The organism is Acinetobacter sp. neg1, assembly GCF_000788125.1.
GTDB classification, from domain to species: domain Bacteria; phylum Pseudomonadota; class Gammaproteobacteria; order Pseudomonadales; family Moraxellaceae; genus Acinetobacter; species Acinetobacter vivianii.
In genome coordinates, this window is the sequence record NZ_JSZD01000014.1 from 264,068 (window position 1) to 277,921 (window position 13,854).

A 13,854-nucleotide genomic window follows, 5' to 3' on the forward strand; every position below is an offset into this window, starting at 1 on the left:
TTTAGGACCTAAGTTTAAGATTTAAGTTGTGGAGTAAATATGTCCGAACATCCTCAAGGACAAAAACATTGTTCATTTTGTGGTAAGACGCAATCTGAAGTTGGAAAATTGATTGCTGGTGAGGACGCATATATTTGTAATGAGTGTGTGGATGTCTGCTTGGACCTAGTACAAACTAGTCAACAAGTTGAAGCTGGCGATTGGGCAACTAAAGCTTTGCCGAAACCACATGAAATACGTGCTGCCTTAGATCAGTATGTTATTGGGCAAGATGTTGCAAAGAAAACCTTATCTGTTGCCGTCTACAACCACTATAAGCGTTTAAAAGTGGGGCAGTCGACACATGGGCATCAAGATATTGAAATTGCGAAAAGTAATATTTTGCTGATCGGCCCTACAGGTTCAGGTAAAACATTACTGGCGCAAACGCTTGCACGTTTACTTGACGTACCGTTTGCGATGGCAGATGCAACCACCTTAACCGAAGCGGGTTATGTGGGTGAAGATGTTGAAAACATCGTGCAGAAGTTGTTGCAAAAAGCAGATTACGATGTAGAGAAAGCACAGAAAGGCATTATCTATATTGATGAGATTGATAAGATTACGCGTAAATCTGAAAATCCTTCAATTACCCGTGATGTGTCTGGCGAAGGCGTACAACAAGCATTATTAAAAATGATTGAAGGTACGGTTGCTTCTATTCCGCCACAAGGTGGTCGTAAGCATCCACAGCAAGAATTCATCCAGATTGATACCGCAAATATCCTGTTTATTTGTGGTGGTGCATTCTCTGGGCTGGAAAAAATCGTACAGCAACGTCAAGAGAAGGGCGGGATTGGTTTTACCGCTGATGTGAAGAATAAAGATGACAGTAAAAAAGTCTCTGAATTGTTCCGTCAGGTGGAAGCTACTGATCTGGTTAAATTCGGTTTGATTCCTGAATTTATTGGTCGTTTGCCAGTGATTGCAACTTTGGAAGAACTGGATGAAGAAGCATTGATGCAGATTCTGACAGAGCCTAAAAATGCATTGACACGTCAATACCAGTATCTGTTCACGATGGAAGATGTCGATCTTGTCTTTGATGAGTCTGCATTACGTGCAGTAGCGAAAAAAGCGCTAGATCGTAATACAGGTGCACGTGGCCTGCGTTCAATTCTTGAAAATGTGTTGCTTGAAACCATGTATGACTTACCAAGTCGTACTGATGTAGGCACGGTTATTGTAGATGAAGCGGTCATTAACGGTACGGCGAAGCCAACCTTTAAGCCAGAACGTCTACCACAGACAGGTACACCAGAACTGATTGAAAAGAAGGATTTGAAGGTCGTCGATTCTAAATCGGCTTAATTCTCGTCCATCTGAAAAAGCATGAAAGGCTTGGCTTTTCATGCTTTTTTTATTTGCAATTGGGCAATGAGGTGTTAATCTTAAAATTGAAAAAAATCCGCATAGTTTTGCGTTGTTAAAAATAAATTCAAGAAAACGCCTTGAGGGATGTCATGCGTTATTTAATATTGTCATTATGTTGTGCAGGGGTGCTCGCTGGCTGTCAAAGCCATAAAGCTGTTGAAGAAAAACCAACCGCACTGACTGCAACATTACCGCCTGTGGATACAGAAAAAGAACCGGGTTTATTTGATCAATATCATGTTGGCGGCTTTAGTGTGGGCGGCTGGGTCAATCAAAAATTAGGTCAGTATTTCGCGCCAGTTAAACCGCAAAATGAACAAGCAGCGGTGGTCTATTTATATCGTCCTGATACGCGCTGGAACCGTCAGGAAATTGCTGCGGCCAATTTATTCATTAACGGACACCGTATCCCAAGTCTATTGCATAATCACTATTACTGGCTGGAGCTACCCGCAGGCACCTATCGTCTGAGTGTGAGCCGACCATTGGCTGGACTACATTTCCAAAAGCCGAAATATCTGGATTTTACGGTAGATGCTGCTCAGACTTATTTCATCAAGTATGACGAAGAAAATAAGATTTCCCGCAGTGAGCATACAGGGCCATTTATGGTCATGCCTGATAAAGTGGCGCATCAGGAAATTGCCTTTACCCGTTTAAAATCATCTAGCTATAACTTTGTCGCGCAGGATGCATCAGGTAAAGTGCGTTCTAAACCGCAAGAGTTAAAACCAGCGAAGTATGATGCAAAGTCAGAGGTACATCTAGTCAAACCATTTAAGCTTTGGAACCCTTTGACCTGGTAATCATGACAATAAAAAGAGCCGTTTATTCTTCTTGAATCAGCGGTTTTATAATCGTAAGAAACTGCTCTTTAAGTTGTGAACTTTGTTCTGGATCACTCAAGGTTTTTTGACTGATATTATTCATGTATTGAAAAACGTGGGTGGTGATTTGCAATGTCTTTTGATTAATTGACTGGCCTTCAGGTGTCTTTAAAAATTTTAAATAGGCTTGGACTTCTTCTTCACTGAGTGCATCTGCGTAGATTTTTTCAATCGCTTGAATGGTTTCAGGTCGAGCAAACATTTTTGAGCTGGTTTCTTTTAATAATTGACTGAGTTCCAGCACCGCTAGATGTTCTTGTGTTGTGGTGAGTTCATCTTTGCCCAATACCCGTAATAGAATATTTTCAGCCTCAAGATCCAGTGTTGGTTGCATCTCATCCAGTGAGGTATTTAAAACATGTTCAAGGTCACTGAGCTTGATCAGTTCTTTGATTGATTTGCTTTGTGCAGGAGATGCAAAGGCGTGCTGTATGTTGCCGAGTAAGCTCAGACCAAGCAGCATGCTGAGTAAATATTTATTCATTTGCATTTCCTTATTCTTCTCATCTTTATAATCTAGCAGAAGCTTTAGGCAAAAAAATAGCCGAATACGATGATTCGGCTATGATTATTGTATGAGTATTATTTATGACGCAGCTGCATCAACCACTGGAATTTTGCCAATTTTGGCTTGCCAGATTTTTGGTGCAGTGGCATGAATTGAAGTACCATTCACATCAACCGCAACAGATACAGGCATATCTTCAACTACGAATTTGTAGATTGCTTCCATACCTAAATCAGCAAAGGCAACTACTTCAGCTTCACGTACTGCTTTAGATACAAGGTAAGCCGCACCGCCTACTGCCATTAAGTAAGTCGCTTTGTTGTCTTTGATTGCTTCAATTGCAGTTGGACCACGATCCGCTTTACCGATCATGCCAAACAAGCCAGTTGCTTCTAGCACTTGACGGGTAAACTTGTCCATACGAGTAGCCGTTGTAGGACCAGCAGGACCAACCACTTCATCACCGACTGGATCAACTGGACCTACGTAGTAAATGAATTTACCTTTTAGATCGACTGGAAGTTCTTCGCCATTATTTAACATGTCGACCATGCGCTTATGTGCAGCATCACGACCTGTATAAATCGTACCGTTCAACAATAATGTATCACCTGGTTTCCATGCATTCATTTCTTCTTGCGTAATGGTATCAAGGTTGACACGCTTCGATTGAGAAGAATCCCAAGTCACAGCAGGGTAGTCTTCAAGTTTTGGTGCTTGAATATGTGCAACACCTGAACCGTCTAACTGGAAGTGTGCATGACGAGTTGCAGCACAGTTTGGAATCATACCGACTGGTTTACCTGCTGCGTGGCATGGGTAATCCTTGATTTTAATATCAAGCACTGTGGTTAAACCACCAAGACCTTGTGCACCAATACCCAATGCATTCACTTTCTCGAAGATCTCGATACGGAGTTCTTCCATTTTGCTTTGTGGGCCACGACGAAGTAATTCGTCCATGTTGATTTCTTCCATAAGTGCTTCTTTAGCAAGCATCATGGCTTTTTCAGCAGTACCACCGATACCAATACCGAGCATACCTGGTGGACACCAGCCTGCACCCATGGTTGGAACAGTTTTAAGTACCCAATCCACAATCGAATCTGATGGATTCAACATTGCAAGTTTAGATTTATTTTCTGAACCGCCACCCTTTGCAGCCACAGTAATATCTACTTTATTACCAGGTACGAGTTTGTAGTGGATTACGGCAGGCGTATTGTCTTTGGTATTCTTACGACCAAAAGCTGGATCTGCTAAAACAGAAGCACGCAGTACGTTTGAGTTCTCTAGGTAACCTTGGCGTACACCTTCGTTGACTGCATCATCCAGACTCATGGTTAAATCAAATTTAACGTCTAAGCCAACTTCAAGGAAAACGTTAACAATCCCTGTATCCTGACAGATTGGTCGGTGACCTTCAGCACACATACGTGAGTTGATGAGGATCTGTGCAATAGCATCTTTTGCAGCTTTGTTTTCTTCACGGTCATAGGCACGGCTCATCGCTTGGATGAAGTCTTGTGGGTGATAGTAAGAAATAAACTGCAGGGCATCCTTGATTGATGTAATCAAGTCATCTTGTTTGATGATCGTTGTCATATCAAATTTCTCTTGAGCGGGCGATTAGCTGGCGGGCTAAATTATATGACAAAAAGGAATGATTGTGGGAGTTTTAGCTCAGATTTGGCGAAAGGTCTAAAGAATGAGACTGATCATCAAGCACGCTTCAGGATAAATTTTGTGTTTTAGTTTTTTCTGATTTGGGATGGCGAATAGCCAAACTGTTTCTTAAAGCGATGACTAAAATGGCTACTGGAACTAAAACCATATTGAGCCGCAATTTCAGTCAAATTGGCTGTGGTGAGTTCGAGTGCCTGATGTGCCAGTTCAAGACGGCGTTGCATGACATACTGATGCGGTGGCATGTGCATGGATTGCTTGAACATATGGGCAAAATGATACTCGCTGAGTTGTGCTTGCTGAGCCAGATCAGACAAGGTCAAACTCAAATGTAAATGTTGATCAATCCATTCCAATAACTGCTTAAGCACATAAGGGGAGAGTCCACCTTTAACTTCGGGTGCTTGCCATTGAGCATGGCTATAATTCTTGATGAGGTGATTGAGTAGCAGCGTGGTGGCGGTGCTCATCTGCAAGTGATTTTCGCGGTTTTGCCATGCACCATTGAGTAAAAAATGCCGATAGATCATGGAAATTTGTGCATCGCCTACAAAAATCTGCGGATTTAAAATGATCTGGCTAGGTTCACGATCCCAGACTTGCTCAGCTACCCGTTGCAAGTGCTGTTCAGTGTAGTACAGATGTACAAAGGTGAGTGGATCACGTAGATCCCAAGTCGATTCAAAATCCTGTGGCATTAGGCACATACGATCTGGCCCGCCACCATTGTGCCAGCCCTGTGGTGTCTTTTGGTAACTTTCATAACCCCCTTGAATATACATACTCAAAGTGTGGTGATTACTACAGACACTGACACGATCCTGATTATTTTGCCACATGGCCAACTGCATACCCGAACCCAGTTCTACCGAGTCGAGCAATTGCGCTTTATATTGCTGTAATTGATCTAGAATCTGATATTTCATCTTCTATACGCAGTGCCAAATATGATCCAGTTTAGTGTAGAACTTTCAGCCAGTTTTGTCATCTGGTCAAAAAGTCTATAGAAAAACGCAACTCTATGATAATCACCGCAAGATTATGCAAGAACTCAGGTCATCAAATCTCGCAAAATAGCATTCGTTGTGATCAAGTTTGGTTTAAAAGAGATGAATGCGCTGTTATATGCTTTGGTGGTGGTGATCTGGGGGACAACATGGATTGCGATTACGCTGCAACAACAAAGTGGGATTTCAGCCAATGTTGCGGTGTTCTGGCGTTTCTTTATCGCGGCACTGGTCTTGTTTATTTTCGTTGCAATGAGCCGAAAATTGCAAAAGCTGGCGCCGAAAGATCACTTATTCTGTATGTTACAGGCGTGCTGTATTTTTGGTTTTAACTTCGTCTGTTTTTACTATGCGGTGCAATATATTAGCAGTGGTTTAGAAGCGGTCATTTTTTCTATGGCCGTGATTTTCAATACCATCAATGCCAGATTGTTTTTCTCTCAGCAAGTATCTGCGCGGTTTTATCCTGCCGCATTACTTGGAGTGTTGGGAATTGTTGCTTTATTCTGGCATGACGTGGTGGGCACTACTTTAAACAGTCATACTCTGCTGGGTATCGGACTGTGTATTTTAGGCACTTATGGCTTCTCTCTGGGGAATATGATCAGTGCGCGCCATCAGAAACATGGGCTAGATATTTTTACCACCAATGCCTATGGCATGTTGTATGGTTCATTATTGATGGCTGTGATCTCGTGGTTCAAGCAGGACAACTTTTTTCCGAGTATGCCATTCAGCGCCGTGAGTGCCTTGCTCTATCTGGCAATCTTCGGTTCGGTGATCGGCTTTACTGCCTATTTCTTTCTGGTGGGGCGTATTGGGGCAGGAAAGGCAGCGTATAGTACTTTACTGTTTCCTTTGGTTGCTTTAGTGATTTCAACGATATGGGAAGGTTATCACTGGCAAATGAATGCGGTGATTGGGGTAATTTTAATTCTATGTGGCAATGCAATTTTCTTTGTAAAAGGGCCGCAAACCAAGAAAGTTCAGGCATTAAATAAGCCAGAATCTTGTTAAGATTTTGCTCAAGGGCTTTAAAAGGGAATGACTCATAATAGGCAAGCAAGGATATGGTACAGAAACATCTAGCACAGCATATTATTGAACTCTATCAGAAGCATGCTCGTGAATGGATTGAACGACGAGGCAAAGGACTATCTGAGAAAGTTTGGCTCGATCGTTTTCTAACGTTGCTCCCAAGCTCGGCCAGTATTTTGGATTTGGGCTGTGGTTCAGCTCAACCTATTGCTGCCTATTTTATTGCTCAAGGACATCATATAACAGGTGTTGATGCTTCGGAATACATGATTGAAATGGCACGGCAGTCTTTTCCTGAACAGGTCTGGGTGCAGCAAGATTTTCGGGAGTACTTTACTGAACAAGAGTTTCAGGGGATTGTTGCTTGGGATAGTTTCTTCCATTTAACCCAAGATGATCAGCGAAAGATGTTTAATCGTTTTGCCAAATATGCACAATCAGGTACTGCACTCATGTTTAGCAGTGGTCCTGCGCAGGGTGAGACAATTGGTGAACTCGGTGGAGAACCACTGTACCATGCTAGTCTCTCGGCTGAGGAATATCAGACTTTGCTGCAAGACAATGGGTTTAAGCTGATTAAAATGATTGCTGAAGACGTTGAATGTACGGGACATACCATCTGGTTGGCTCAATACCGCTAATAAAAAAGCCCTTTCAATAAAGGGCTTTTTAAATTTCGATTGAATCGTAGATTTAATCTTGTTGCTTAGCCTGAATCGCGGTCAAGGCGATAGTAAATACAATATCATCCACCAACGCACCACGAGACAAGTCATTCACAGGCTTGTTTAAGCCTTGTAGCATTGGCCCAACGCTGACGACATTTGCCGCACGTTGCACTGCTTTATAAGTGGTATTCCCTGTATTTAAATCTGGGAAGATAAAGACATTGGCACGACCAGCGACTTGAGAATCAGGTGCTTTTTGGCGACCCACGCTTTCAACTGAAGCGGCATCGTATTGCAATGGCCCATCGATCAATAAATCTGGGCGGCGCTGTTGTGCAATTTTAGTTGCTTCAGCCACTTTCTCGACATCTGCACCTGTGCCTGACGTTCCTGTTGAATAGCTGATCATGGCAATACGCGGATCAAGACCAAAGGCTTTGGCTGAGTCGGCAGACTGAATCGCAATTTCAGCAAGCTGTTCGGCATTTGGATCAGGATTAATCGCGCAGTCGCCATACACATAGACCTCATCAGGCAACAACATGAAGAAGATGGATGACACCAGCGAATAGTTCGGTGCAGTTTTAATCAACTGAAATGCAGGGCGTACCGTATTGGCAGTGGTATGAATCGCGCCTGAAACCAGACCATCGACCTGATCCAGAGCCAGCATCATGGTGCCAAGTACCACGGTATCTTGCAGTTGTGCTTTGGCTTGTAAGGCATCGAGCTTGCCTTTACGCAGCTCAACCATCGGCTCAATGTATTGATCACGAATGCTATCTGGATCAATAATTTCTAAGTCATTTGGCAGTTGGATGCCACGTGCCTTTGCTACTTCCGCCACTGATTCTGGTTTTGCCAATAAGACACATTGCGCAATACCACGCGTCTGACAAATCACTGCGGCCTGTACGGTACGTGGTTCATCACCTTCTGGTAATACAATTCGTTTTTTGGCTGAAATCGATTTTTGTACCAGTTCATAGCGGAAAGCTGAAGGTGACAGGCGAGGGTGCAGGTTATTCTGGGTATGTTGATCAAGCCAGTTATTATCAATATGGCTGGAAACAAATCGCGTCACTTGCTCGGCACGTTCAGTATCATCAATTGGAATTTCATTACCAAAACGATGTAATAGTTGCGCCGTTTCCAACGTATCTAATGGCGTATGTAAGATGGGTAAACCTTGTTTAATTGCGCTTTGACAAAATTCTAAAACGTTATCCGCAGGCGCTGCCTGTTCAGTTAAGACCAGACCTGCCAACGGCGTACCATTACTACTGGCAAGACTAGCTGCCAGAAGCGCATCAGTCCGTTGTGAGGCACTAATAATCAGTTCACCTGCAACAAACTTATGTAGCTCAGATTCGATGTTCGAAGCAATTAAACTGGTATGTAAAATCCGGCGTTGTTTGGCTTCACCTTGATGCAACCAAGTTCCTTTAATGACTGGGGCAATATCCAGACTACGCGGCACACTCAGAATATTACTGAATGGTACCAGTCCAATAATCGGTAGGTCATTTGTGCCCATATAACGATTATAACGTTGCAGTTCCAGAGCAAAGGCTTCGATATGCTGGTCTAGGCGTAAACTTGGATCAAGCGTAACTGGAATTTCTGCGGTGCCCTCTGGAAGACCCTTGGTGCGCATGAACAGGACGCCTGTAGTACGTGCTGAGGCGGCACCACCAAACTGGCGTAAATGTGCGTCGACTTTTTCCGCCGTTTTACGAGGATCTGCCAAATCAGCGGTACTGACCAGAACTACTTGGGCATCTAGTGCTTGCGCGAGTGCTGCATTGATTTCACTGGCAAAATGATCTTGTCCATTCGGCACCAAGCCTTCAACAATGATCACATCATGATTGGCGGCAATCTGGCGATGGAGTGCTACTGCTTCTTCCAGTAATTCATCGGTTTCGCCCAAGGCAATCAGCTGGGTCAGTTTTTCGTAGCTAATCGGTTCAACTGAAGGGTGTTGAAATAGATGGTGGTAAAGGGTGGTAGTACGATCTACAGGTGCATCTGCAATCTGAGAAAATGGCTTTAGAAAACCCGCATTGATCCCTTTACAGTCCAGCGCATAAATCATGCCTAGACAAGCAGATGTTAAACCAACACCTTCCCCCGTTGGGATGAGTAAAATTGTATTCATAATGACCTTATCACTATTTTATATTTTGAATAAATTAAGCAGTTGGCTCAATCACTTGACGGGTTTCTTTGGCAATACGGCCTTCTTCATCAGTTGGAATGACCCAGATTTGTGGACCCGTACCATTATCAATACGGCCTTCGCTACCGCGTGCTAAAGCATCATTTTTCTCTTTGCTAAATTGCAAACCAAAGTGAGATAAATAGCCCAACGTTTTTTCACGTACATAGGCTGAGTTTTCGCCAATACCACCTGTGAAGACTAAACCATCCAGACGTGGTAAACCACAACTTAAAGCGGATAAAGATTTGGCTAGACGATAGCAGAATACTTCAATCGCAAGTGTTGCATCTTCATGTCCATTTTCAGAAGCTTCCACCAAGGTGCGCATGTCATTGGATAAGCCAGACAAGCCCAGTAAGCCGCTTTCTTTGTTTAGCATACTGTCAATTTTCTGGATATCCCAGCCAAGATTGCTGGCAAGGAAGAGGTGAAGACTCGGATCGACATCACCACTACGGGTTCCCATCACCACACCTTCAAGCGGGGTCATACCCATCGAGGTATCAACGCTGTGTCCATTCCATACAGCACAGGTTGAGCTACCATTACCTAAATGGGCACTGAGCCAGCCGCCTTCATTTTTATGGCCTGCCAGTTCGCTGGCACGTTCTGTCACGTAGGCATGGCTAGTGCCATGGAAACCATAACGACGCACTTGATGTTCGGTGTACAAATACTGTGGCAGTGCATAGCGATAAGCGTGTTCAGGCATGGTCTGATGGAATGCGGTATCAAAAACAGCAACCTGTGGCAGTTGCGGGAACAAGCGCATAGTGGCTTCAATCCCGATTAAATGTGCTGGATTGTGTAAGGGGGCAAGAGGAGTCGCAGCTTCGATACGTTGTACTAGTTCAGGTGTTAACAATTCTGCTTTGGTGATATTGCCGCCGTGCACTACGCGGTGACCAATGGCTTGCGGGTTATAGTTGGCTAAACGTGCCAATAAGGTTTCAAGCGCTTTGGCATGATCTGCATAAGGAATTGAAAGTTCTAACGGTTCACCACCCAGTGTGACCCCTTTAATACGGGCATCTGCTGCGCCGAGATTTTCTGCCAAACCATAAATACGATCTTCACGGAATTCCGAGATGAGCGCGTATTTGATTGATGATGAACCACAGTTAATTACTAATACAGATATAGCCACGTTTGAACACCTAACAGATTTTAAATTTTATGATCAACACTTTGATCTTGCTGCAACGAACGTATGAGGCAGTGGAATCAAGCGCCATGTTTTAACATGGGACGTCGTATTGGCGAAGATAGACTTTAGCCCATTAGACTTAAGCACTATCTGACAACCCTTTCTTTATAACACCTAAACTTTTTAGTCTAAAGTTTAAACATGATATGCGGCTTTTTTGTAGATGATGCAATCAGATTCTTCTATATCTTTATAAAGAACAGATGAGTATTCAGTGTAAAATTCAAGTATTAAGTGGAAGTGTTTCTTAAATAATAAATGATGTCTCTTATATTAATTTGAAAAATATATTACAAATAATATACGTAAATGAAGTTCAACCTTTGCCACTGTTATATAGGTTTAAACAATAAATGATAAATATTTTTAATATAAAATGGCACTGAAAGTAGAGGTAATTCTACATGTATAAATATATTTTATTACTTTGAAAATAATAGAATTTTCTCATATTTATTCATTCTGATGGGTCAATTTATATTAACAAAAGTAAAACCATTTCTGTGAAGGGAATTAAGCGATAAAAATATTCGCGCTGTTATTTTGTACAAGTTTGTTGCATTGCTGAGGGCTTGCATGTCGCTTTTTGCATTAATACTATTGTACGTCCTTTAACAGGTGATCAGGATGTCGATCATCTGTTGCATTTATTTTCCAGCTTATCCAGTTGTACAGGAGCGTCCAGCATGGACTTGCCCAACCCAATATTGGCAAAAGTTACCGAACGAGTAATTGCGCGTAGCCAAAAAACGCGTTCTGCATATTTACAACGTATTGAACATGCCCAAGGTAAATTTCCAGCTCGTGGCGCGCTTTCGTGTGCCAACCTAGCGCATGGTTTTGCCAGCATGGAAGATAATGAAAAATTAATTATTAAAGTTGGACGTGAACCTAATATTGGTATTGTGTCTTCATATAATGAAATGCTTTCGGCACATGCCCCTTACAAAACGTTTCCAGACATTATAAAAACAGCCGCTGGTGAAAATGGTGGTGTGGCACAGTTTGCTGGGGGTGTACCAGCAATGTGTGATGGTATTACTCAAGGTAATGCTGGTATGGAATTGTCATTGTTTTCACGTGAAACAATTGCGATGAGTACCGCGATTGCACTTTCGCATAACATGTTCGATGCTGCATTGTGCCTCGGGGTGTGCGATAAGATCGTGCCAGGTTTACTGATTGGTGCCTTACAATTTGGTTATCTACCGACGATTTTTGTTCCCGCTGGTCCGATGAGTAGTGGGTTATCGAATGATGATAAAGCCAAAATCCGTCAGCAATTTGCTACAGGCCAAGTGGGTCGCGATGCTTTGCTTGAAGCTGAATCAGCAGCCTATCATGGTCAGGGGACATGTACGTTCTACGGGACTGCGAACAGTAACCAGATGCTAATGGAAGTGATGGGTTTACATTTGCCGAGCGCCGCATTTGTTCACCCTCATACACCATTACGTGATGCACTGACCGCTGAAGCCGCTAAGCGTGTTCTTGACTTAACTGCAGAGCGAGGTAACTACACACCTATTGGTCATGTTGTTGATGAAAAAGCCATTATCAATGGCATCGTCGCATTACTCGCTACAGGCGGTTCAACTAATCACACGTTACACCTTATTGCAATTGCACGTGCGGCTGGCATTTTGATTGACTGGGATGACTTTGATGAGTTGTCTGCTGTTGTTCCGCTACTCGCAAAAATCTATCCAAATGGTAAAGCCGATGTAAACCATTTCCAAGCTGCGGGTGGAGTAGCATTCCTTATTCGTAACTTACTTAAGGCTGGTTTACTACATAACGATGTAACGACAGTTGCAGGTAAAGGCTTACAACATTATACAAAAGAACCTAAATTAATTGACGCTAAGCTCATTTGGGTTGACGGTGTGGTTCAAAGTCTTGATGATAAAGTCCTTCGTAGCATTGACGCCCCGTTTCAACCAGATGGTGGCTTGCGTTTAATGCAAGGTCGCCTTGGTCGTGGTGTTATCAAGATTTCTGCTGTTGCACCTGAACATCGTAAAGTTAAAGCTCCCGCAATTGTCTTTGATTCTCAAGAAGCTGTGCAAGCTGCGTTTGATCGTGGTGAGTTGCACCGGGACTTTATTGCAGTTGTTCGTTTTCAAGGTGCCCGTGCCAACGGTATGCCAGAATTGCATCGTCTGACGCCAGTGCTGGGTGTTTTACAAGATCAAGGTTTCCATGTTGCTTTAGTGACAGATGGGCGTATGTCTGGTGCCTCAGGCAAAGTTCCTGCGGTAATTCATTTATCTCCAGAAGCTTTGTTAAATGGACCGATTGCTAAAGTTCAAACTGGGGACATGTTGATCATTGATGCTGAGGCAGGCGTACTCGATGTTGAAATAGATAACGATGTATGGCAAGCACGACCTGTTGCGCAGCCAGAACATCAGGCTGAAAACGAAGTTGGCTTTGGCCGTGAATTATTTGGTGTTTTCCGTGCTGCTGCTGCGCCAGCTGAACACGGCGCATCTGTGTTTGGTGCATTAGTTGGTGAAAATTCGCCAGAGCAGATTTGAATCAAAGGAACTGAAAAATAATGATTAAAATTGAAGATATCGTCAAATTAGGTCCAGTCATTCCTGTATTGGCATTTGATTCTGCCGAGCAAGGTGAAGATGTATCACGCGCGTTACATGCGGGTGGTGTAAAAGTTCTTGAGATTACCTTACGTACCACTGCGGGACTGGCTGCGATTGAGCGTGCGAGTCAATTGGCTGATGACATTGTGGTGGGTGTCGGTACCATTACCAAACCGGAACATTGTGCTCAAGCTAAAAAAGCTGGTGCTCAATTTGGTGTATCTCCGGGTTTAACTAAAGATCTGCATTTGGCTGCACAAGATGCTGGCTTACCTCTATTACCGGGTGTGATGACACCAAGTGATCTGATTCAGGCAATTGAATTGGGCTATGACATCGTGAAGTTCTTCCCAGCTCAACAGGCTGGTGGTGTTGAAATGCTAAAAGCCTTTTATGGTCCATTTCCAAACTTACGTTTTTGTCCAACGGGTGGAATCACGGCTGAGTCAGCACCAGATTTCTTAAAACAACCTAATGTCGTGTGCGTCGGTGGTTCATGGTTAACACCTAAAGCGGCTGTCGCGACTCAGGACTGGGCTGAAATTACTCGCTTGGCACAAATTGCGAGCCAGTTAAAAGCTTTATAAATCTAGTCAAAATTTATAAAAAATGA

At 43.2% G+C, this 13,854-nt stretch carries 11 protein-coding genes; 6 read left to right on the plus strand and 5 right to left on the minus strand.

Going from position 1 to position 13,854, the window contains the following annotated elements; genetic code table 11:
• The first annotated feature begins 39 nt into the window (after positions 1-39).
• On the plus strand, positions 40-1,350 hold the full coding sequence (gene clpX, locus PJ15_RS10880; protein WP_004775788.1) for an ATP-dependent Clp protease ATP-binding subunit ClpX: 1,311 nt from the start codon (positions 40-42) through the stop codon (positions 1,348-1,350).
• Positions 1,351-1,502: 152 nt separating this feature from the next.
• Complete coding sequence (locus PJ15_RS10885; RefSeq protein WP_047430609.1) at positions 1,503-2,219, plus strand: DUF2846 domain-containing protein; 717 nt, start codon at positions 1,503-1,505, stop codon at positions 2,217-2,219.
• A gap of 22 nt (positions 2,220-2,241) precedes the next feature.
• Here PJ15_RS10885 and PJ15_RS10890 read toward each other — a convergent pair whose 3' ends face one another.
• From PJ15_RS10890 to PJ15_RS10900, 3 genes are all read right to left on the minus strand, one after another.
• On the minus strand, positions 2,242-2,784 hold the full coding sequence (locus PJ15_RS10890) for a DUF2059 domain-containing protein (RefSeq protein ID WP_047430613.1): 543 nt from the start codon (positions 2,782-2,784) through the stop codon (positions 2,242-2,244).
• 102 nt (positions 2,785-2,886) lie between these two features.
• Positions 2,887-4,413, minus strand: coding sequence for a fumarate hydratase (locus PJ15_RS10895; protein ID WP_004775785.1), 1,527 nt, complete (start codon positions 4,411-4,413; stop codon positions 2,887-2,889).
• 146 nt (positions 4,414-4,559) lie between these two features.
• A complete protein-coding gene (locus tag PJ15_RS10900; RefSeq protein WP_047430616.1) occupies positions 4,560-5,420 on the minus strand; it encodes a helix-turn-helix domain-containing protein in 861 nt (286 codons plus the stop codon).
• A gap of 183 nt (positions 5,421-5,603) precedes the next feature.
• On the opposite strand from PJ15_RS10900, the gene PJ15_RS10905 reads away from it, so the two are divergent.
• Complete coding sequence (locus PJ15_RS10905) at positions 5,604-6,518, plus strand: DMT family transporter (protein WP_047430619.1); 915 nt, start codon at positions 5,604-5,606, stop codon at positions 6,516-6,518.
• Positions 6,519-6,571: 53 nt separating this feature from the next.
• Positions 6,572-7,180, plus strand: coding sequence for a class I SAM-dependent DNA methyltransferase (locus PJ15_RS10910; RefSeq protein WP_047430622.1), 609 nt, complete (start codon positions 6,572-6,574; stop codon positions 7,178-7,180).
• Between the two features lie 52 nt (positions 7,181-7,232).
• Here the strand turns inward: PJ15_RS10910 and pta are convergent, their stop codons facing one another.
• A complete protein-coding gene (gene pta, locus PJ15_RS10915; protein ID WP_047430623.1) occupies positions 7,233-9,368 on the minus strand; it encodes a phosphate acetyltransferase in 2,136 nt (711 codons plus the stop codon).
• Between the two features lie 34 nt (positions 9,369-9,402).
• A complete protein-coding gene (locus PJ15_RS10920) occupies positions 9,403-10,578 on the minus strand; it encodes an acetate/propionate family kinase (protein ID WP_047430626.1) in 1,176 nt (391 codons plus the stop codon).
• Positions 10,579-11,324: 746 nt separating this feature from the next.
• On the opposite strand from PJ15_RS10920, the gene edd reads away from it, so the two are divergent.
• The gene (gene edd, locus PJ15_RS10925) at positions 11,325-13,178 is read left to right on the plus strand and encodes a phosphogluconate dehydratase (RefSeq protein ID WP_047430627.1); all 1,854 of its coding nucleotides are present in this window, start codon (positions 11,325-11,327) and stop codon (positions 13,176-13,178) included.
• Between the two features lie 20 nt (positions 13,179-13,198).
• A complete protein-coding gene (eda, locus tag PJ15_RS10930; protein WP_047430630.1) occupies positions 13,199-13,828 on the plus strand; it encodes a bifunctional 4-hydroxy-2-oxoglutarate aldolase/2-dehydro-3-deoxy-phosphogluconate aldolase in 630 nt (209 codons plus the stop codon).
• Positions 13,829-13,854 lie beyond the last annotated feature (26 nt).

Bases quoted from the DNA above. Each gene is read 5' to 3' on its own strand.
- PJ15_RS10900 (WP_047430616.1), bottom strand. From the start codon at position 5,420: ATGAAATATCAGATTCTAGATCAATTACAGCAATATAAAGCGCAATTG.
- PJ15_RS10885 (WP_047430609.1), top strand. From the start codon at position 1,503: ATGCGTTATTTAATATTGTCATTATGTTGTGCAGGGGTGCTCGCTGGC.
- pta (WP_047430623.1), bottom strand. From the start codon at position 9,368: ATGAATACAATTTTACTCATCCCAACGGGGGAAGGTGTTGGTTTAACA.
- clpX (WP_004775788.1), top strand. From the start codon at position 40: ATGTCCGAACATCCTCAAGGACAAAAACATTGTTCATTTTGTGGTAAG.
- PJ15_RS10910 (WP_047430622.1), top strand. From the start codon at position 6,572: ATGGTACAGAAACATCTAGCACAGCATATTATTGAACTCTATCAGAAG.
- PJ15_RS10905 (WP_047430619.1), top strand. From the start codon at position 5,604: ATGAATGCGCTGTTATATGCTTTGGTGGTGGTGATCTGGGGGACAACA.
- PJ15_RS10890 (WP_047430613.1), bottom strand. From the start codon at position 2,784: ATGAATAAATATTTACTCAGCATGCTGCTTGGTCTGAGCTTACTCGGC.
- eda (WP_047430630.1), top strand. From the start codon at position 13,199: ATGATTAAAATTGAAGATATCGTCAAATTAGGTCCAGTCATTCCTGTA.
- PJ15_RS10895 (WP_004775785.1), bottom strand. From the start codon at position 4,413: ATGACAACGATCATCAAACAAGATGACTTGATTACATCAATCAAGGAT.
- edd (WP_047430627.1), top strand. From the start codon at position 11,325: ATGGACTTGCCCAACCCAATATTGGCAAAAGTTACCGAACGAGTAATT.